14 protein-coding genes are annotated in these 20,436 nt (G+C 46.7%); 9 read left to right on the forward strand and 5 right to left on the reverse strand.

Going from position 1 to position 20,436, the window contains the following annotated elements; translation table 11 throughout:
* Nucleotides 1-389 precede the first annotated feature (389 nt).
* The 3 genes from DWY57_RS15025 to DWY57_RS20955 all read right to left on the reverse strand — a co-directional run bounded on the left by DWY57_RS15025 (nt 390) and on the right by DWY57_RS20955 (nt 6,549).
* On the reverse strand, nt 390-4,343 hold the full coding sequence (locus DWY57_RS15025; RefSeq protein ID WP_119961999.1) for a hybrid sensor histidine kinase/response regulator transcription factor: 3,954 nt from the start codon (nt 4,341-4,343) through the stop codon (nt 390-392).
* Between the two features lie 104 nt (nt 4,344-4,447).
* Entirely contained in the window at nt 4,448-6,265 is a 1,818-nt protein-coding gene (locus DWY57_RS15030) for a sugar-binding domain-containing protein (protein WP_119962000.1), read from the reverse strand.
* A 125-nt stretch (nt 6,266-6,390) separates the two neighbouring features.
* Nucleotides 6,391-6,549, reverse strand: a complete 159-nt coding sequence (locus tag DWY57_RS20955) for a hypothetical protein (protein WP_158562799.1) — start codon at nt 6,547-6,549, stop codon at nt 6,391-6,393.
* A gap of 294 nt (nt 6,550-6,843) precedes the next feature.
* Here DWY57_RS20955 and mnmG point away from each other — a divergent pair, with 294 nt between their 5' ends.
* From mnmG to deoC, 6 genes are all read left to right on the forward strand, one after another.
* On the forward strand, nt 6,844-8,718 hold the full coding sequence (gene mnmG / locus DWY57_RS15035; protein WP_119962001.1) for a tRNA uridine-5-carboxymethylaminomethyl(34) synthesis enzyme MnmG: 1,875 nt from the start codon (nt 6,844-6,846) through the stop codon (nt 8,716-8,718).
* Nucleotides 8,719-8,774: 56 nt separating this feature from the next.
* A complete protein-coding gene (locus tag DWY57_RS15040; protein ID WP_165491370.1) occupies nt 8,775-9,299 on the forward strand; it encodes an adenine phosphoribosyltransferase in 525 nt (174 codons plus the stop codon).
* A gap of 104 nt (nt 9,300-9,403) precedes the next feature.
* Nucleotides 9,404-11,224, forward strand: a complete 1,821-nt coding sequence (gene uvrC, locus DWY57_RS15045; RefSeq protein WP_119962002.1) for an excinuclease ABC subunit UvrC — start codon at nt 9,404-9,406, stop codon at nt 11,222-11,224.
* A gap of 80 nt (nt 11,225-11,304) precedes the next feature.
* On the forward strand, nt 11,305-11,757 hold the full coding sequence (dtd, locus tag DWY57_RS15050; RefSeq protein WP_117599888.1) for a D-aminoacyl-tRNA deacylase: 453 nt from the start codon (nt 11,305-11,307) through the stop codon (nt 11,755-11,757).
* Nucleotides 11,757-12,095 carry a nucleotide pyrophosphohydrolase gene (locus DWY57_RS15055; RefSeq protein ID WP_044468049.1) on the forward strand — a complete coding sequence of 113 codons (339 nt, stop codon included), beginning with the start codon at nt 11,757-11,759 and terminating at the stop codon, nt 12,093-12,095. Before dtd ends, DWY57_RS15055 begins: the two co-directional genes overlap by 1 nt.
* On the forward strand, nt 12,082-12,984 hold the full coding sequence (deoC, locus tag DWY57_RS15060; protein WP_117599889.1) for a deoxyribose-phosphate aldolase: 903 nt from the start codon (nt 12,082-12,084) through the stop codon (nt 12,982-12,984). The genes DWY57_RS15055 and deoC overlap by 14 nt, the downstream gene beginning before the upstream one ends.
* An 85-nt stretch (nt 12,985-13,069) precedes the next feature.
* Here the strand turns inward: deoC and DWY57_RS15065 are convergent, their stop codons facing one another.
* The gene (locus tag DWY57_RS15065; RefSeq protein ID WP_117599890.1) at nt 13,070-14,044 is read right to left on the reverse strand and encodes a polyprenyl synthetase family protein; all 975 of its coding nucleotides are present in this window, start codon (nt 14,042-14,044) and stop codon (nt 13,070-13,072) included.
* A gap of 87 nt (nt 14,045-14,131) precedes the next feature.
* Between DWY57_RS15065 and polA the strand changes: the two genes are divergently transcribed.
* The 3 genes from polA to DWY57_RS15080 all read left to right on the forward strand — a co-directional run bounded on the left by polA (nt 14,132) and on the right by DWY57_RS15080 (nt 18,418).
* Nucleotides 14,132-16,987, forward strand: a complete 2,856-nt coding sequence (polA, locus tag DWY57_RS15070) for a DNA polymerase I (RefSeq protein WP_119962003.1) — start codon at nt 14,132-14,134, stop codon at nt 16,985-16,987.
* Between the two features lie 278 nt (nt 16,988-17,265).
* Nucleotides 17,266-17,658, forward strand: coding sequence for a DUF3836 domain-containing protein (locus tag DWY57_RS15075; RefSeq protein WP_005826180.1), 393 nt, complete (start codon nt 17,266-17,268; stop codon nt 17,656-17,658).
* Nucleotides 17,659-17,791: 133 nt separating this feature from the next.
* Nucleotides 17,792-18,418 (forward strand): HD domain-containing protein, encoded by a 627-nt coding sequence (locus tag DWY57_RS15080; RefSeq protein WP_117599892.1) that lies wholly within the window; start codon nt 17,792-17,794, stop codon nt 18,416-18,418.
* 267 nt (nt 18,419-18,685) lie between these two features.
* On the opposite strand, the gene DWY57_RS15085 is transcribed toward DWY57_RS15080, so the two are convergent.
* Nucleotides 18,686-20,302, reverse strand: a complete 1,617-nt coding sequence (locus DWY57_RS15085) for a family 43 glycosylhydrolase (RefSeq protein WP_117599893.1) — start codon at nt 20,300-20,302, stop codon at nt 18,686-18,688.
* Nucleotides 20,303-20,436 lie beyond the last annotated feature (134 nt).

Consider the following 20,436-nt stretch of genomic DNA (forward strand, 5'->3'; position numbering starts at 1 on the left):
ATTCATTTCATAGTATTAACAATTAATTGGTTTCTGGATGCAAATATATTAGTACAAAAGTAAATTTAATACAAATATCGCTTCAATCTATATAATGATAAATTCAAAAAACACCTCTGAATACATTTCAAAGAGCATTTAAGTCCATTTTTCTATTTTAACCATGGGTAATCATTCACCAAATAAGTACAGATACAAATGGGGAAAAGAGAAAGAATACCTTTTATACATAAACAAAAATTTTCGAACAAGTTTACAAATAGCTATAGATTAGATAAATGGAGCATACTTCCAATCAATAACTCCGCATTAAGAATGTATCCCCCCAACCATCTACCCTCTTTCTGTATGCACTTTCGTAATTGGTCATTATACTAACATAAATTCAATCATTTCACGAAGTCTTTGGGCAAAATACCGAATTGCTTCTGAAAGCACTTGGTAAAATAGGAAGGAGTATTGAAGCCGGTCATGTAGCAAACCTCATTGATTTTACACTCCCCTTCCTTCAAAAGCTGCGCCGCTTTCTTCAGTCGTTCCAAGCGGATGTAGTCATTGGGAGTCATATCCAATATGCCCTTTATCTTCCGATTCAGGCTCGAACGGCTCATGTTCAGCAGGCTTGCCATATCATCCAGACAGAAATCCGGATTCTGCATATTGGCAACCACCACTTCCTTCAATGTTTTAAGGAAAGATTCATCTGCCTTTGTCATTGCCATACTGCCCGTCTGCACAAAAGGAGAATTGACTAAAGAAGCCCGTAGCTTCTCACGATTGTTCAGCAGATTGGCTACACACACTTTCAGATATTCCACAGAGAAAGGTTTCTCTATATATACGTCAGCCCCCAATTTCATTCCCTCTATTTTGGCTTGAAGGGTCGTCTTCGCTGTAAGCAGAATAATCGGTATATGGCTATAGTCAAGCTTGGACTTCAGGTGTTCGCACAATTCTAATCCATCCATCTCGGGCATCATTATGTCTGAAATGACAAGATTTACAGTATGCTCTTTCAGCACTTTCAAAGCCTCCACTCCGTTCACGGTAGTCAGCACACGATATTCCGAAGAGAGCTGTTTCACAATAAATGCCTGCATTTCCGGACTGTCTTCCACCACCAAAAGGGTATACCGGTGCTGTTCCAAGGCAGTACCTGCACCACTTTCCTCGGAGGATTCCCCGACCATTACCGGTTCTTTATGCTCTACGACCACCGTCTGCTCGTGCCTTAGTGGAAGTGACAGCAGGAAACAGTTGTTCTCCATCGAATCTTCCATGCACAACGTACCCTCATGGAGTTCGGCCAATGAACGGGCAAGCGCAAGCCCGATACCGGTGCCGGGCACAGAGCGCAACGTACCGGTTTTATACTGGATGAACGGCTTGAAAATCTCCTCGCGCATCTCTACCGGAATGACAAGGCCGTCATTGCATACAGAAAGCAGCAGTCTTTCACCTTCCGAATATAACCTGATGCGTATATAGGTCTCCGAATACTTTATCGCATTGGTCAGCAGATTGCTGATAATCTTGGTAAGCCCTTCCCTATCAACCGAAGCATACAAGCTTTCGGGAGTCTCTATACTCAATGCCAGCCCCCTTTCACGTGCTAAAGGCTTGAAACGCTTATACGTCTTCTGTAAGAGCTCAGATACGTCACATTCCACAAAATTCAATCGGAAGCCTTGTGTCTCTGTCTTCCGGAAGTCCAGCAACTGGTTTACCAAATCGAGCAGTCGGTTGGTGTTCAGTTCCATGGTCTCCAAATCATCCCTGATGTCATCCGAAACAGATTGGGAAGCCAGTACATTCTCAAGCGGGCTCTTTATCAGTGTAAGTGGTGTACGTATCTCATGCGCCACATTTGTAAAGAAGTCTATCTTTGCAGTATACAACTCACGTTCCTTTTCCCGCTCAAACTTGTCCATAGCCTGCTGATGCTTCTGCCGGGTCCGTTTTCTGAAATAGATGATTACAGCAGCCAGTGAGCATAACGCCAATATCGTATAACCGGCATATGCCCAGGTGGAGAGATAGAAAGGAGGATGAATATGGATGTCGAGCACACGTTCCGTAGCATTCCACTTGCCATCGCTGTTGGAACCTTTTATACGCAATGTATAGCTTCCATAAGGAAGGTTTGAATAGTTGATGATGGAATTCCGCCCTACCGTATACCAGTCGCGGTCAAAACCTTCCAACTTATATTCAAGTCCATTCATTTCGGGTGCTTGATAACTTAAAGCCGCAACCTGGAAAGAGAAGGAGTTTTGGTCGGCATCCAGTTCTATTTCATCCGCATAGGTAATGCTCTTCTCTAAAGGAGAATCCGGACTATCCACCGAAAGCCGTTTATTGAACAGAAAGAAGTCTGTAATCACCACGGGAGGGAGGAAAGTATTCTCCACAAAAGTTTCCGGATCAAAGGCAATGAATCCGTTGATACTTCCTAAATAGATGCGTCCTTTCTTGTCAATGTAACCGGACTGGAAATTAAACTGGTTGCTCAGCAACCCATTAGCCGTGGTATAAACATGCTTGCTCTCCGTATCGGGATTGAAGCAGACCAGACCATAATTAGAAGTAATCCATAAGTTTCCCCGCTTATCCTCGACCATCTTGTAAATGGTATTGCTCGGAAATCCTTTCGACATGTCATAACGGGTAAAATTATCCGTTTCCGGATTGTAGCGGCAGAAGCCCTCACCCAGCGTCATGAACCACAGACGCTTCTTGCTGTCCTCGTAAATACTGATTACTTTATTGTAGGGAAGAGAGGTCGAATCGTTCTCATTAGGCAGATAATTCCTCCACTGCCGGCTTCTTACATTGTAGCAGAACACTCCATTGGAGAAAGTGGCAAACCACAAATTTCCGTTGAAGTCCTCCAGAATGTCATAAGTAAACATATTCTTCAGCTGAGGAATCCGGGTAAAGTCATCCGTGGGACGATTATACTTCAACAGACCGGACGTGGTGCCTATCCACACGTCTCCCGTAGTGGTCCTGCAAATGGTAAAGGCGTCATTGGCGACCATGGAATTCTCACTCTCACCCTTGGCATAATGTTTCACCCGCCTGGTCCGAAGATTCACCCGGTTCAGACCACCGGAAAACGTACCTACCCACAAATCATCCCCATCCAGACAAAGGCCATGAACATTCTGATAAATGGCCGGATGTTCAAAGGGCACTATCTTTCCGTTTTCCGGATTGTAATTGAACAAGCCTTTGTCTTCGGTACCTATCCACAAAGTGCCGTCATTACTTTCACAGATTTCCCGTACACGACGGCCAAAATGCCTGAGATTGTCTCTCGGATAGAACTTCTCGAAATAAGTCCACTGATAAGGATAATAGTTCACTCCACCGAAATAGGAACCTATCCACATGCCGTTCTCCTTGTCACAGCAGAGCGAATAAATGGCTTTGTCCGACAATGCATACGAATCATCCTGGTCGGGAACGGTCAGATGGGTAATCTTGTCATTCGTCAGATTGTAAATATACAAACCAGACTCTGCACCCACCCACAGCTCGTTGTCAGATTTGAACTGCAAGGCCCTCACATAGGTGTTCAGCAGCTTCCGCGTCTTGCCTGTAGTCTGATTTATCTCTGTCAAACCGTTCAGCGAAGCGATATATACGCAGTTATGGGGTCCGTTGACCTGCCAGTTAATAATATCATTTTTGAAAATTTCATTTCCTTCCGCATCCTTGAAAGGCTGCAGAGGAGTTTCAAAGTCAGCTTTCGCATAGTAAAGATTATCCGCATACAAAGCCAGCCAACACGTATTCCCATTCAGCCAAAAGCGGGTGACATTGGGCAGTCCCGAATCGTGCAGATAGTTCAGCAGGCTCCCTTCATCCGGTTTATAACAGAACAACCCCTGGTTTTCTACCGATATCCAGATATTATCGTCCTCGTCACTTCCAATCATAGTGACGAAATCCCTGATGATACTGCCGTTATCACTGGCCTCATCGAAAGCGGTAAAGGAATCCAACACGGGGTCGTAAATAAAGACTCCTCCATCGGTTCCAATCCAGATATTACCCCGGCGGTCTTCATAGAGTGCGGTTATGAAATTCCTGCCTAAACTGGAATTCTCCTTCTTGTAGACACGGAAAGACAATCCGTCATAACGGTTCAGACCGTCCTTGGTTCCGAACCACATAAAGCCTTTCCTATCCTGCAAAATCTGATACACGGTGTTCTGCGAAAGACCGTTCCGGATATCCATCGTTCTGAAATAGTAATGAACAGCATCCTGTGCACAGACCGGCAATACCGCCCATAGGCACAGACTAAGGAAAAGCTTTATAATCAATCGTTTCATAACAACATTTTTATGTACAATTTACCATTTACAAAGTACAATTTAACTATGCAGATAACAGCGCAGCCAAATTGTACTTTGTAAATGGTAAATTATAAATGCCCTTATTTCTTAAGTGAATTGCAGATACGCGTATTTATCTCCTTCACGCGTTTCTCATCCAGCTTTATCACCTTGCGGTCGTAAGTCATCAGACCGTTCACTTCCACCTCCACATCCGTGGTCTGTGTATAGACGGCCGCCGAGAAACCTCTTTTTATCATCCGATACAGCATATCGGCATATTTCACGTACTCATCAGTCACTTCTTTGGAAGAGTTAAACTGAACATATCCCCAGTTGCGATTCGGTTCCCAAAGATGGTCTTTCAAGACAAGGCCAATGCCGCCATACTCACCCAAAACCGTAGCGCGCTGTGCATCATACAGATACATTTCCGGTTGGGGATAGTTGTGAAGGTCGAGCATGTCACCGCAAGTATAATGGTTACCGCCGCTTGCCGGATTCACCAGGCGGGTCGGGTCATACTGTTTCGTCCATTCGGCTATCTCTACCGTCTTGAACTGCCCCCAAGCTTCGTTGAACGGTACCCATGTACCGATACACGGATAAGAGTAGAGGCAATCCATTATTTCTTTCCATTCCTTTCGATAATAAGCTTCGGATTCGGCAGAACGTTTCATTTCTGTCCCGTCGAAATAGCGACGGTTCTGCCATTCCGGATTACGGTCACCGCTCGGCATATCCTGCCATACGATGATACCCAAACGGTCACAATGTGTGTACCAACGTGCCGGTTCCACCTTGATATGCTTGCGAATCATATTGAAACCGAAATCTTTCGTCTTCTGTACATCGTACAGCAAAGCCTCGTCTGTGGGAGCTGTATACAGTCCGTCGGGCCACCAGCCCTGGTCCAGCGGTCCAAACTGGAACAAAGCTTCGTTATTCAGTTCCAGACGTACGATACCATCCGCGTCACGACGGGTGGAGTACTTACGCATGGCAGCATAGCTGTCCACCTTATCCACTACCTTTCCTCCGCTTTTCAGCGTCACTTTCAGCGTATAAAGGAAGGGGGAATCCGGACTCCACAACTTGGCATTCCGGGGCATGGACACCTCCACCGGCTCTGCATTGATACTTTTGCCGGTAGCTACCAGTTGATTGCCGTCATACACATTCACTTCCACAAAGTCAGAAGGGCATGCACTATTCAATTCAGCCCTCACTGTCAACAGATTACGGTCAATATCGGGAGTGATACGGAGATTCTCGATATGTTTTCCGGCAACCGGCTCCATCCATACCGTCTGCCAGATACCGCTTACGGGAGTGTACCAGATACCTTCCGGATTGCTGACCTGCTTTCCACGGGGTTGAGGTCCTTTATCCGTTGGGTCCCAAACCTTTACGACCAACTGATTGTTGCCTTTGCCAGAAAGGGCGGCAGTAATATCGAAGGAGAACGGAGTAAATCCCCCCGTATGGCTGCCTACTTTCACATCATTCACCCATACATCCGTTTTCCAGTCGACAGCACCAAAGTGCAACAGCACTTGTTTTCCCTTCCAGGCAGAAGGAATTTCAAAACTGCGCTGGTAGACCAGTTCCTGGTTTTCATTGATTCTTTTTCCAACTCCGGACAAGGAGGATTCAATAGCAAAGGGAACAAGTATCTGCCCTTCGAACTCTGCCGGAAGATGCTCACCTTTATTTATAACGGCATAATTCCACAGTCCGTTCAAGTTCTTCCAGTCACTCCGTTCCATGATGGGACGAGGATATTCGGGCAACACATTCGCGGGATTAATCTGGGATGCCCAGTCCGTTTTGATTTTATCACCTGCCGGCTTCCATTGCGCCGAGCTTCCGATTGCAAACAACGTCAAGAATGACGATATGAGGAAAAGTCTTCTCATAGTATTATAACTTTTTATTGATTTCTACGAAAGCAAAGATAAGCCGATTCAGAAAAAAAGAATAGAAATTTCGAGCCAATAAATAGTATTTTTGTGAAATATCAAGGTATTATCGTCTCATTTTATCAAAGGAATCCATCAAAGGCATCTTTCTGACAGTTTTGCCAACCTGCTGACAGAAATACCGTACTCAGTACATTCAAGATTGTAAAGTTACCTTCGATATCGGTCACTGCCCCCATAACCAGACAGACAATGATTAACAAGAAGAATTTCTTTCTCATGCTTCTCTTCCTTAAAATTAATCAATCAAAACGCTTTTTAATATTCAATCACTGCAAAGATATGTCTCTTTTTCAAAAAGAAAAGTAATCACACTAAAAAGTTTTATTTTGATTACATTACAGACCAAATACAAGCAATATGTCTCCAGTTAAAGAAATCCAGAAAATAAGTATGATACCGGATGCGGAAATATAAGCAATGCCAAAGAAGATATATCCGGATTTTAAGATATGACACGTCCCGGCATACAACTTTTTTCGTAACTTTGCACAGTTTTAAAATACACTGAACGAATGGAGTTTAAGTATGACATTATTGTAATAGGTGCCGGACACGCAGGATGCGAGGCCGCTGCCGCTGCCGCAAACCTGGGCTCGAAGACTTGTCTTATCACAATGGATATGAACAAAATCGGACAGATGAGTTGTAACCCGGCAGTGGGAGGCATCGCCAAAGGACAGATAGTACGCGAAATAGACGCCTTGGGAGGATATATGGGATTGGTGACAGACCAGACAGCCATACAGTTCCGTATACTGAACCGTTCCAAAGGTCCCGCTATGTGGAGCCCACGCGCACAGTGCGATCGCAACAAATTCATCTGGGCATGGAGAGAAATCCTGGAAAATATCCCCAACCTGCATATCTGGCAAGATACCGTGCAGGAAATCCTCGTTGAAAACGGTGAGATTACAGGAGTAGTAACACTATGGGGAGTAACGTTCCATGCCAAATGTGTAGTACTCACCGCAGGAACTTTCCTCAACGGACTGATGCACGTGGGACGTACCATGCTTCCGGGTGGACGTATGGCAGAACCTGCATCCTACCAATTAACCGAGTCCATCGCCAAACATGGCATCACATTCGGACGCATGAAGACGGGAACCCCCGTACGCATAGACGGACGCAGCGTGCATTATGAGGATATGGAAATTCAAGACGGAGAATGTGACTTCCACAAGTTCTCGTTCATGGATACTCATGTACGCCATTTGAAACAGCTCCCTTGCTGGACTTGTTTCACCAATGAAGAGGTACACCGGATTCTGCAGGAAGGTCTGCCAGATTCTCCCCTTTTCAACGGACAAATCCAAAGTATTGGCCCACGTTATTGCCCCAGTATAGAGACCAAGATTGTAACTTTCCCCGACAAGCCGCAGCACCAGCTTTTCCTGGAGCCCGAAGGGGAAACAACCCAGGAGCTCTACTTGAATGGATTCTCTTCTTCATTGCCCATGAACATCCAGATTACAGCATTGAAAAAGATACCGGCATTCAGAGATTTGGTCATCTACCGCCCGGGCTATGCCATCGAATACGACTTCTTTGACCCCACCCAACTGAAACATACGCTGGAAACGAAGAATATAAAGAATCTGTTCTTTGCCGGACAAGTAAACGGAACAACCGGTTACGAGGAAGCTGCCGGACAAGGAATCATGGCAGGCATCAACGCCCACATCAATTGCCACGGCGGAGAACCATTCACCCTTGCAAGAGATGAAGCATATATCGGCGTTTTAATCGATGACTTGGTAACAAAAGGTGTGGACGAGCCTTACCGTATGTTTACTTCCCGTGCCGAATATCGCATCCTGCTCCGTATGGATGATGCGGACATGCGACTCACGGAAAAAGCCTGGAAGCTAGGACTCGCCAAGGAAGAGCGGTACAAGCTGCTGACAGAAAAACGTGAAGCCGTGAACCGGATTATAGACTTCACGCGGAATTACTCGATGAAACCGGCATTAATCAATCCGGTATTGGAGCAGCTCGGCACTACTCCACTGCGCCAAGGATGCAAATTGATAGATTTGATAAACCGACCGCAAGTAACAATTGAGAACATTGCCGAACATGTCAGCGCCTTTAAACGAGAACTGGATAAAATATCCGATAGAAAAGAAGAAATTGTAGAAGCTGCAGAAATACTCATCAAATACGAAGGATACATCGGACGCGAACGGATTATTGCGGATAAGTTGGCAAGATTGGAAAGCATCAAGATAAAAGGAAAGTTTGACTATAATTCCATCCAATCCCTTTCCACCGAAGCCAGACAGAAGCTGGTAAAGATAGATCCGGAAACAATAGCCCAAGCGAGTCGGATTCCGGGAGTATCTCCGAGCGACATCAACGTACTACTGGTACTTTGCGGACGATAGAGCGCAAAGTTCCACGTGAAACAAAGAATTCAACAAACCTATTAAATAAACTGATTATGAGCAAAGAAACGCTTGCTAAAAGCATTCGGGAAATTCCCAACTTCCCCATTCCGGGAATTCTATTCTACGATGTAACTACCTTGTTCAAGGAACCTGCCGCCTTGCAGGAGCTCTCGGACACACTGTACGAGATGTATAAGGACAAAGGAATAACCAAAGTAGTGGGTATAGAATCAAGAGGTTTCATTATGGGCCCCATTCTCGCCACCAGACTGGGAGCAGGCTTCGTCCCTATCCGCAAGCCGGGAAAACTTCCTGCAGAAACCATTGAAGAAAGCTATGATAAAGAATATGGCAAAGATACCGTACAGATGCACAAGGATGCCATTAATGAAGACGATGTAGTTTTGCTGCACGACGACTTACTGGCAACCGGTGGAACAATGGAAGCTGCCTGCAAATTGGTGAAGCAGATGAGCCCCAAGAAAGTGTATGTAAACTTCATCATCGAGCTGAAAGAGCTTCATGGCAAGGATGTGTTTGGGGATGATGTAGAAGTGGAATCGGTGCTATCGCTATAAATTTGTCAAACGAAACGACACAGAGGCACAGAGTACTCTTACCTGAGAGTTGATGTTATCCATCATTTTACTCCTCTTATCCTCCACCTTTTCATCATACCATTATGGAAGAACTCAGAACTAACGACTACCTCAAAGGGATTGTATCCAACCTTCCCGAAAGTCCTGGTATTTACCAATATCTGAATACCGAAGGGACCATTATATATGTAGGAAAGGCAAAGAATCTGAAGCGAAGAGTGTCTTCCTACTTCAACCGGGAGCACGAACCGAGAAAGACGAAAGTGCTGGTCAGCAAGATTGCAGATATCCGATATATCGTGGTGAATACGGAAGAAGACGCGCTATTGTTGGAAAACAATCTTATCAAGAAATACAAGCCACGCTACAACGTACTGTTGAAAGACGACAAAACATATCCTAGCATCTGCGTGCAGAACGAATACTTTCCACGCGTATTCAGAACCCGGAAGATAATCCGTAACGGTTCCTCCTATTATGGCCCTTACAGCCATATACCTTCCATGTACGCATTACTCGACCTCATCAAGCATCTGTACCCCTTACGTACATGCCACCTGAACCTCTCTCCAGAGAACATACGTGCCGGAAAGTTCAATGTTTGCCTGGAATATCACATCAAGAACTGTGCAGGGCCTTGCATCGGCAAGCAAAGTCAGGAAGATTACCTGAAAAACATCGCTGAAATCAAGGAAATCCTCAAAGGGAATACCCAAGAGATAGAAAGGATGCTCTTCCAACAAATGCAGGAGTTGGCAGCCGAAATGAAGTTTGAAGAAGCACAGAAGATAAAGGAAAAATACCTGCTGCTGGAAAACTACCGGGCAAAATCGGAAGTGGTAAGCAACGTGCTGCACAACATCGACGTATTCTCCATTGAAGAAGACAGCGATGAAAAGTCCGCTTTCGTCAACTACCTACACATTACGAACGGCGCCATCAACCAGGCTTTCACCTTCGAGTACAAAAAGCGGCTGAACGAAACCAAGGAAGAGCTGCTCTCCCTCGGCATCATCGAAATGCGGGAAAGATACAAAAGCCTTTCACGTGAAATCATCGTACCTTTTGAGCTAGATATGAAGCTGAAAGATATCGTTTTCACCATCCCGCAACGGGGAGACAAAAAGAAGCTGCTGGAACTCTCCATCCTCAACGTGAAGCAGTACAAAGCCGACCGCCTGAAACAAGCCGAAAAGCTGAATCCGGAGCAACGGACTGTGCGCCTGCTGAAAGAGATACAACAAGAGCTGCACCTGGATCGCCTGCCCATGCAGATAGAATGTTTCGATAACTCCAACATCCAAGGTTCCGACCCCGTGGCCGGGTGCGTAGTCTTCGTCAAGGGGAAACCTTCCAAGAAGGATTACCGCAAGTACAATATCAAGACCGTAGAGGGACCGGATGACTATGCCTCCATGAAAGAAGTCGTAAAACGGCGCTATCAGCGCGCCATGGAAGAGAAAACGCCCTTGCCCGATCTTCTTATCACCGACGGTGGGAAAGGGCAAATGAGCGCCGTAAAAGAGGTGATAGACGAACTTGGCCTGAACATCCCCATCGCCGGGCTTGCCAAGGATGGCAAACACCGCACTTCCGAACTGCTGTACGGTTTCCCTCCCCAGACCATCGGATTGAAACAGAACACCCCCCTCTTCCGATTGCTGACGCAGATTCAAGATGAAGTGCACCGCTTCGCCATTACCTTCCACCGCGACAAGCGCAGCAAACGGCAGATTGCCTCCGCACTGGACGAGATAAAAGGCATCGGTGAAAAGACGAAAAGTGCGTTGCTCAAGGAGTTCAAAAGCGTGAAGCGTATCCGCGAAGCATCTGCCGAGGAGCTTGCCACCGTGGTGGGAGAAGCGAAAGCCAAAATCATCCAGACCTATTTCTCAGAGAAATAATGACTGATAAATCAGCCTGCAAAGCCATGCACACAACGAATTAATTCGTAACTTTGTTCCCTCAAAAAGACAAGAATAACATGAGAGTAGTGATACAACGTGCCGGATACGCTTCCGTCACCATCAACGGAACCTGCAAAGCCTCCATTGGAAAAGGCCTCATGATACTCGTAGGCATCGAAGAATCCGATGGAAAAGAAGATATTGACTGGCTTTGCAAGAAGATAGTCAACCTGCGCATTTTCGACGACGAAAACGGCGTGATGAACAAATCCATTCTTGAGGCAGGCGGCGAAATACTGGTTATCAGCCAGTTCACCCTACATGCCTCCACCAAGAAAGGCAACCGCCCTTCCTACATACGGGCAGCACGACCGGAAATATCCGTCCCGCTGTACGAACAATTCTGCCGGGAAATGAGTTTAGCATTAGGTAAAGAAATAGGTACCGGCGAATTTGGCGCCGATATGAAAGTAGAACTGATGAACGATGGTCCCGTAACCATCTGTATGGATACAAAAAACAAGGAATAATGACGTTAGAAGAAGCACAGAAACAAGTGGATTCCTGGATAAAGGAATACGGAGTACGCTATTTCAGCGAACTCACCAACATGGCCATACTGACCGAAGAAGTGGGCGAAATGGCCCGCGTCATGGCCCGCAAGTACGGAGACCAGTCCTTCAAAGAAGGAGAAAAAGACAACCTCGACGATGAAATGGCAGATATTCTCTGGGTACTTCTCTGTATTGCAAACCAGACCGGAGTGAACCTGACAGAGGCTTTCCGCCGTAACTTCGAGAAGAAAACCAGACGTGACCAGACAAGACATATCAATAATCCTAAATTGAAAGACCATGGAGAAGAATGAGCCTACCCAGAGTAAGTATGACGCCGCCCTGGCAAAGTACAACACCCAACTGGATGATGCAGAAATAGCTGCACAAGTTGCCAGAATCATTGCAGAGAAAGTACCGGCAAACAATACACCGGAGGTAAAGAAATTCCTGTTCAACTGCATTGACCTTACCACCCTGAAGAGTGAAGACAGCGATGAAAGCGTCATGAAATTCACCCAGAAAGTGAATAAATTCGACGAAGAGTTCCCCGACCTGAAGAATGTGGCAGCCATCTGTGTATACCCCAATTTTGCAGAAGTCGTAAAAGATACGCTGGAAGTGGAGGATGTAAAAATAGCTTGTGTATCAGCAGGTTTCCCCTCCTCCCAGACTTTCATTGAAGTGAAAGTGGCAGAAACTGCCATGGCACTGATGGAAGGCGCCGATGAAATAGACATCGTTATTTCGGTGGGCAAGTTCCTGGCTGGAGACTATGAAAGCATGTGCGAGGAGATACAAGAACTCAAAGCAACCTGTAAAGAGCACCACATGAAGGTAATCCTCGAAACCGGAGCTTTGAAGACGGCTTCGAACATCAAAAAAGCATCCATCCTTTCCATGTATTCGGGTGCCGATTTCATCAAGACTTCCACCGGCAAGCAACAGCCTGCCGCCACACCGGAGGCCGCTCTGGTTATGTGCCAGGCCATCAAGGAATATCACGAGCTGACGGGTATCAAGGTAGGCTTTAAGCCCGCAGGAGGAATCAACTGCGTGAACGACGCACTGATTTACTACACCATCGTCAAGGAAGTGCTCGGCGAAGAATGGCTGAACAACGAACTGTTCCGCTTGGGAACCAGCCGTCTTGCTAACCTGCTGCTTTCGGAAATCAAGGGCGAGGAAATGAAATTCTTTTAAGAGGAAGTTGCATTTACCTATAAATAAAGCCTGATGGAATGGATTCCATCAGGCTTTTTCATATTATCAACCGGAAATAGTTCCGTTATTTTTCCCGTTCCACCACATAGTCCAGATACCCGGTAAGCGCTGCTTTTACCTCCGTATCGGGCAAAGAAGCCAGCAAAGAAAGGGCCTTTCTCTTATAATCATGCATCACTTGCGAAGCATACTCTATGCCACCATGCTGCTTGGTAAACTCGATTAAATGGGCTATTTCACTAGGCGTTGCCTCTCCGTTCTTTATCTTCACGGCAATCTCTTCCGCTGTTTTATCCTTCACGGTATTGAGTACATGGAGCACGGGCAGGGTCAACTTCCCTTCCACCATATCATTTCCGGTAGGTTTGCCTATCTCCTTGCTCTCGGAGTAATCGAAAATATCATCCTTTATCTGAAAACAAAGCCCGATATATTCACCGAACAGACGCGCAGATTCCGCCATTTCATCGCTGGCTCCCACCGAGAGCGCGCCCGCCTTCGTACAAGCAGCAAAGAGCACGGCCGTCTTCTTGCGGATGACGTCGAAATACACTTCCTCAGAAAAATGAAGATTACTGACGTTGGAAAGCTGCAGAAGTTCACCATCTGCCAAATCCTGCCCCAGGCAGGAGACAATGTCAATGATGTCATGATTACGGGTCATGCCCACTTGCACCAACGCTGTCGCAAGCAGATAATCGCCTGCCAGCACGGCTACCTTATTATTGAAAATGGCATTAACGGAGAGTTGTCCACGGCGTTCAGTACTTTCATCCACTACATCATCGTGTACAAGGCTTGCATTATGGAGAAGTTCCAGTGCAACCGCAGCATGCAGGGTTGCAGGACATACTTTACCGAAAAGCTTCGCAGCCAGAAGCACCAGAATGGGGCGCATCATCTTCCCGTTCTTCTGCCGGATATGCGCAATCACGCTGTTCAGCAAAAGGTTGGAACTGGAAAGGGTACTTTCAAAAAGTTTCTTGAAGTCCTCCAGTTCCTCAGAAATCGGAGATTTTATCAATGATGAGTTGTCCATGCATCGCTATTTGCCTACAAAAATAGTAATAAAACGGTTAATACGGTATTTTTTTGTACTTTTACCATGAAAAAAAGGATTAAATGTATGAATTCAATCGATAAACTGTTTTTGCTCGATGCCTACGCACTGATATATCGGGCCTATTACGCGTTCATCAAGAACCCGAGAACCAACTCAAAAGGATTCAACACCTCGGCCATTCTGGGCTTTGTAAACACCCTGGAAGAAGTGCTTAAAAAAGAGAATCCCACACACATAGGAGTAGCCTTCGACCCGTCAGGCCCTACCTTCCGCCACGAGGCCTACGAGCAATACAAGGCACAGCGCGAGGAGACACCCGAGACCATCCGCCTTTCCGTACCTATTATAAAGGATATCATCCGCGCCTACCGCATCCCCATCCTTGAGGTGGCCGGCTATGAAGCGGACGACGTGATAGGCACGCTTGCCACCGAAGCAGGGCGGCAGGGCATCACCACCTATATGATGACACCCGACAAGGACTACGGCCAGCTGGTATCGGACCGCATCTTTATGTACCGCCCCAAGCACACCGGCGGATTCGAAGTGATGGGTACCGAAGAAGTAAAAGCCAAATTCAACATACAAACCACCGAGCAAGTCATCGATATGCTGGGACTGATGGGCGATGCTTCCGACAACATCCCCGGCTGTCCGGGTGTGGGCGAGAAAACCGCACAGAAGCTGATTGCCGAATTCGGCAGCATCGAGAACCTGCTGGAACACACCGACCAACTGAAAGGCGCACTGAAAACGAAGGTGGAGACAAACCGGGAAATGATTACCTTCTCCAAATTCCTTGCTACCATCAAAACAGATGTCCCCATCCGGCTCGATATGAATTCGCTCGTCCGGGAAGAACCGAACGAAGAAGAACTCCGCAAGATTTTCGAAGAGTTGGAATTCCGCACACTCATCGACCGGATACTCAAAAAAGGAAACGGCAACTCTTCCTCCCCCACCCCAACCTCTCCGACACCCGACCTCTTTGCCGGCACTCTGTTTGCCCAGCCGCAAACCTCCAATCCCGAAAACAGCGCCCCCGTTCAAGGCGATTTGTTTGCAAATTTTGCGGGCGAGGGGACGGGAGCTTCTGAAAATTCAAATCTGAAGCGGTTAGAAATGCTCGATGTAGACTATCAACTCATTGATACAGAAGAGAAAAGAAAGGAAATTATTCAAAAGTTACTTACAAGCGAAATTCTCTCAATAGATACAGAGACTACCGGAACCGAGCCAATGGATGCCGAACTCGTGGGAATGAGCTTCAGTGACGCCGAAAATCGGGCATACTACGTACCCGTACCTGCTGAACGAGAGGAAGCCTTAAAAATTGTAAACGAGTTCCGCCCCCTCTTCGAAAACGAGAAATCCATGAAGGTGGGACAAAATATCAAGTACGATATGATTATCCTCCAGAATTACGGAGTCCGGGTGAAAGGCAAGCTTTTCGACACCATGCTCGCCCATTACGTGCTTCAACCCGAACTGCGACACAACATGGACTATCTGGCGGAAATCTACCTGCACTACCAGACCATCCACATCGATGAGCTGATTGGAGCGCGAGGCAAAAACCAAAAGAACATGCGCGACCTTCCACCCGAAGATGTCTACCGTTATGCCTGCGAGGATGCGGACGTCACCCTCAAACTGAAAAACGTGCTGGAAAAGGAACTGAAGGAGCAAGGTGCCGAACATCTGTTCTACGAAATAGAGATGCCGCTCGTCCCCGTACTTGTCAATATAGAGAGCAACGGAGTGCTGCTCGATACGGAAGCATTGAAGCAGTCGTCCCAACACTTCACTGTCCGCCTGCAGGAGATTGAAAAGGAAATCTACAAGATGGCTGGCGAGACATTCAATATCAGCTCCGCCAAGCAGGTAGGCGAAGTGCTGTTCGACAAGCTGAAAATCGTGGAGAAAGCGAAAAAGACCAAGACCGGACAATACGTCACCTCCGAAGAGGTGCTGCAAAGCTACCGCAGCAAGCACGACATCATCGGGAAGATACTGGAATACCGCGGACTGAAGAAACTGCTGAGCACCTATATAGATGCCCTGCCCCAGCTCATCAACCCACGTACGGGCCGCATACACACCTCCTTCAACCAGGCGGTAACCGCTACCGGACGCCTCAGCTCCAGCAATCCCAACCTGCAGAACATCCCCATCCGCGACGAAGACGGAAAGGAAATCCGCAAGGCGTTCATCCCCGACACCGACTGCGAGTTCTTCTCTGCCGACTACTCGCAGATAGAGCTGCGCATCATGGCACACCTCAGCGAAGATAAGAACATGATAGACGCCTTCCTCAGCGGACACGACATCCACGCCGCTACCGCTGCCAAGATATATAAGATAGATATAAACGACGTAACCGCCGACATGCGCCGCAAGGCAAAAACGGCAAACTTCGGCATCATCTACGGCATCTCCGTCTTCGGGCTTGCCGAACGCATGGGCGTTTCCCGCCAGGAAGCCAAAGAGCTGATAGACGGCTACTTTGAAACCTACCCACAAGTGAAGGAGTATATGGACAAAAGCATCCAAGTGGCACGCGAGAACGGCTATGTGGAAACCATCTTCCACCGCAAGCGCTTCTTGCCGGACATCAACTCAAGAAACGGGGTGGTACGGGGCTATGCCGAACGGAATGCCATCAACGCTCCCATCCAGGGAAGTGCCGCCGACATCATAAAAGTAGCCATGGCACACATCTATCAGCGCTTCCAAGCTTACAATCTGAAAGCAAAGATGATTTTACAGGTCCATGACGAACTAAATTTCAGCGTTCCAGAGGCAGAAAAAGAGCTTGTACAGAAAATCGTAATCGAAGAGATGGAGCAGGCATATCGCATGTACGTACCCCTGAAAGCCGATTGTGGGTGGGGAAACAACTGGTTGCAGGCACACTAAACAGCCCAATAACTTTATTTAACTTACAATCAGAAAGCAACAGAAGCAATCCTTTCCAAATACAGTTTGCTCATCAGAATATCCGGCAACCTCGCTGCCGGATATTTTTTATTCACCAATCTTGCCAAAAGGAAAGCATACCGGAACCCTCACTACTGACATATTGATAAAATTTAATCCAATATTTATATTTATGTCAATTTAATACGTACCTTTGCAGCGAAATCAATGACATATTGATAGAAAATAGAAAGTTAAACTAAAAAAGACATAAAACCATGAAAGCAAAAGTATCTTTAAAAACAGTGATTGTTTCAGCACTTCTCTTAGTTTGCGGATTAAATGCCTCAGCCGACAATAAGAGCAACCTCATTTACAATTCGGAAGAAGTAAATGGCATGAAGGTGGCAGAGACCGTATACAAGATGGACGGAAACACGCTTGCCAACTATATGAAGTACAATTATAAGTACGACGACCAGAACCGCATGACGGAAAGCGAAGCCCTGAAATGGAACAGCACCAAGAATACATGGGGCAAGGACATGTGCATCCGCTATGCATACCAAGGCAAGACGATGACTACCACATACTACAAATGGAACAACAAGAAAGGCGAATACATACTGGTTCCCGAGATGACAGTAATCATGGACAACCCTAACATGTAATTGACAAACTCTCTCTTAAAGTAAGAAATCTTATTCCTAACAACAATAACCGAAACCTTTCATAAAAGAGCCGGAATGATTCGCACATTCCGGCTCTTTTATTATATCTTCGCCTCCTAAAAAGGAATGCCACATGATACCCGAGACCCTCATTACCTATATCGAGACAGCAATCATTCCCCGGTACAAGGAGTTTGATAAGGCACACAACCTCTCACACGTCCGCACCGTCATCGAAGAAAGCCTTGCCCTCGCCCGGCAATATCCCGAAGCGGACGAACGCCTGGCATACGTCATTGCCGCCTACCATGACACGGGACTGTGCCGCGACCGCGCCACCCACCACCTTGTCTCCGGCGAGATACTGATGGCGGACTCCACCCTGCGGCAATGGTTCTCCGACACGGAAATCCTCCTCATGAAAGAAGCCGTAGAGGACCACCGGGCCTCCACAGACCACGAACCTCGTAGCATCTACGGCAAGATTGTTGCCGAAGCGGACCGTATCATCGACCCGGACATCACCCTGCGCCGCACCGTCCAATACGGCTTGAAACAGAATCCTGCCGCCGACAAGGAGTGGCACTACCAGCGATTCCATCAGCATCTCATGGCAAAATATGCACCCGGCGGTTATCTGAAGCTTTGGTTTCCCGAGGGGAAGAATGCGGAACAGCTGAAGAAGCTCCAAGCCATTATCGCAGACGAAGGACGACTGCGGCAAGTTTTCAACCGAATATTCGAGGAGGAAAAGCAATAGCGGTATCAATGAAGCATATACCCCATTTCATTTCCGACTATGGAAACGGTTTGTTTCCTATAATGGAACAGAGTGTTCTCTATAAGGAAACAAAGTGTTTCCTATAACGGAACAAATCGTTTTATCCCGTCGAAACAAGTCGTTTCATACAAGAGAAACAATCTGTTCCGACGGGGTGTAACAAAGTGTTCTGTACTGTGAACTAATACAATAGCTCTATTTAGAAGGTCTCACAAGATAAGTATCCGCCTCCATAAGTATAAAGACTTATGGGCGTGGCAACATGAGGAAATCATAAAACTCACAGATGGACTGGCCTTCGGTCTCTGATTCGAAGACAAAGAAGAGCGGCTGCTTTCCCTTATGCAGCTTTGCCGGAATAGAGAGCGGAGCATAGAACTCCCTGCAAGTGCTGCCAGCCTTCACATCCACAAGTCCTATCTCTACACCACCTTTTGTTGTCCAAGGGCTACCCAGCATGATGCGGATGCGTCCGTCGGTATCTTCAGCCTTCAACCTTAACTGCATCTGCAAAGGCTTATCTTGCGGAACGGCATTCATATTCAAGTATTTATATCCTACAATCGACCCGCTTGTATTATTCACCACCGGAGCGAACGGGATTTTGTGGTTGTTATCGCCGGCATAGGGATTATTATCCCGGTACACAGGCCGGATGTAAGACCCCGTGTAGACATAATGGGGATAAACCTCTTTGATACCTCCGGGATTGGTGTGCCAACAAGCCAGTCCGGCCGAGATGCGTTGCATAGGATTGAGCCCTTCAAGAAGGAAACCCTCAGAGTTGAATTCCCCGCGTGAAATCACAACTTTCCCGCCTTTTCCTTTTTCCACCTTTACATCAATGGCCGACACCATAGCCTGGCGTGCATAGCAATCAGTACCTATCTGGCGATGATAGAACACGTACCATTGCTTGCCTATCTTACAGATACTGCCATGCGTATTTCCACCGGGCATGGCAGAAGCTATCACATTGCCTTTTTCATCATATTCGCGCGCCCGCGCATCGATGATTGTTCCGCCATAGGTCCAGGGGCCCAAAGGATGCTCGCTGTAGGCATAGGCCAACGTATAATTGCTGGCGTTTGGCAAGCCATCTTCACCCTCAGCGGTAGTACGGCTATAGATAAACACATACTTATCCTCAATCTTGCGGATGGAGGATGCCTCAAAGAAGCGGAATATACCTTCCTGCCGATAGCCTGAAATCATGTTCTCCACCACTTCGGTACCCGGCTTTACCGTGCACATGGTAGCAGGGTCCAACTCCGCGCCATGCGAAATGCCAAATCCCCAATAACCATACACACGTCCATCATCATCGACAAACACTGCGGGGTCGAATCCCAAACAACCGAAAGTCTCGCGAGGACGCTCCTTATGCCAGTTGCATACCGTAAACGGGCCATCGGGACGGTCGCTTTTGGCAATCATGGAATTGCGTCCGCCACCTTGATTGTTCGGAAAAAGGTAATAAGTTTTCTTACCATCGGCATCGGTAGTTACTGTCACGTCAGGAGCAAAAAGCACGTCGTCGGTTCCATCAGCATTCAGTTTATACAGTTCGGGCGACTCATTGACTTTAAATATCACGCCGTCATATCTCCAACGGGTCAAGTCTTCTACGGGTGCCGACCACACCACTTGGTCACGTCCGCAATACATCCACTTGAGATTATCGTGCGAACCATAAATATAAAGACGGTACTTGCCGGGACAGTCAGGATCCTCAAACACATAGGGCTCACCATCAGGAATAAATTCCCAAAGCGGCAGATAAGGATTCTGTGCAGATAATGTAAAAGACAGACCGATGAGACAAGAGAAAATCATCAGAATTTTTCTTACTTTGTTTTTCATAATCGCATTGATTTATAGAATGATACTTAAATTTATAATTGCGACAAAACTATCAATTTATCATTTTACTCTCGTGCTTTTAATGCAAATTAACACACCCACTTTCCCCGGTAAGTACTATCTTTGCTTAAAAA

The organism is Bacteroides sp. AF25-5LB (assembly GCF_003602965.1).
GTDB classification, from domain to species: Bacteria; Bacteroidota; Bacteroidia; order Bacteroidales; family Bacteroidaceae; genus Bacteroides; species Bacteroides uniformis.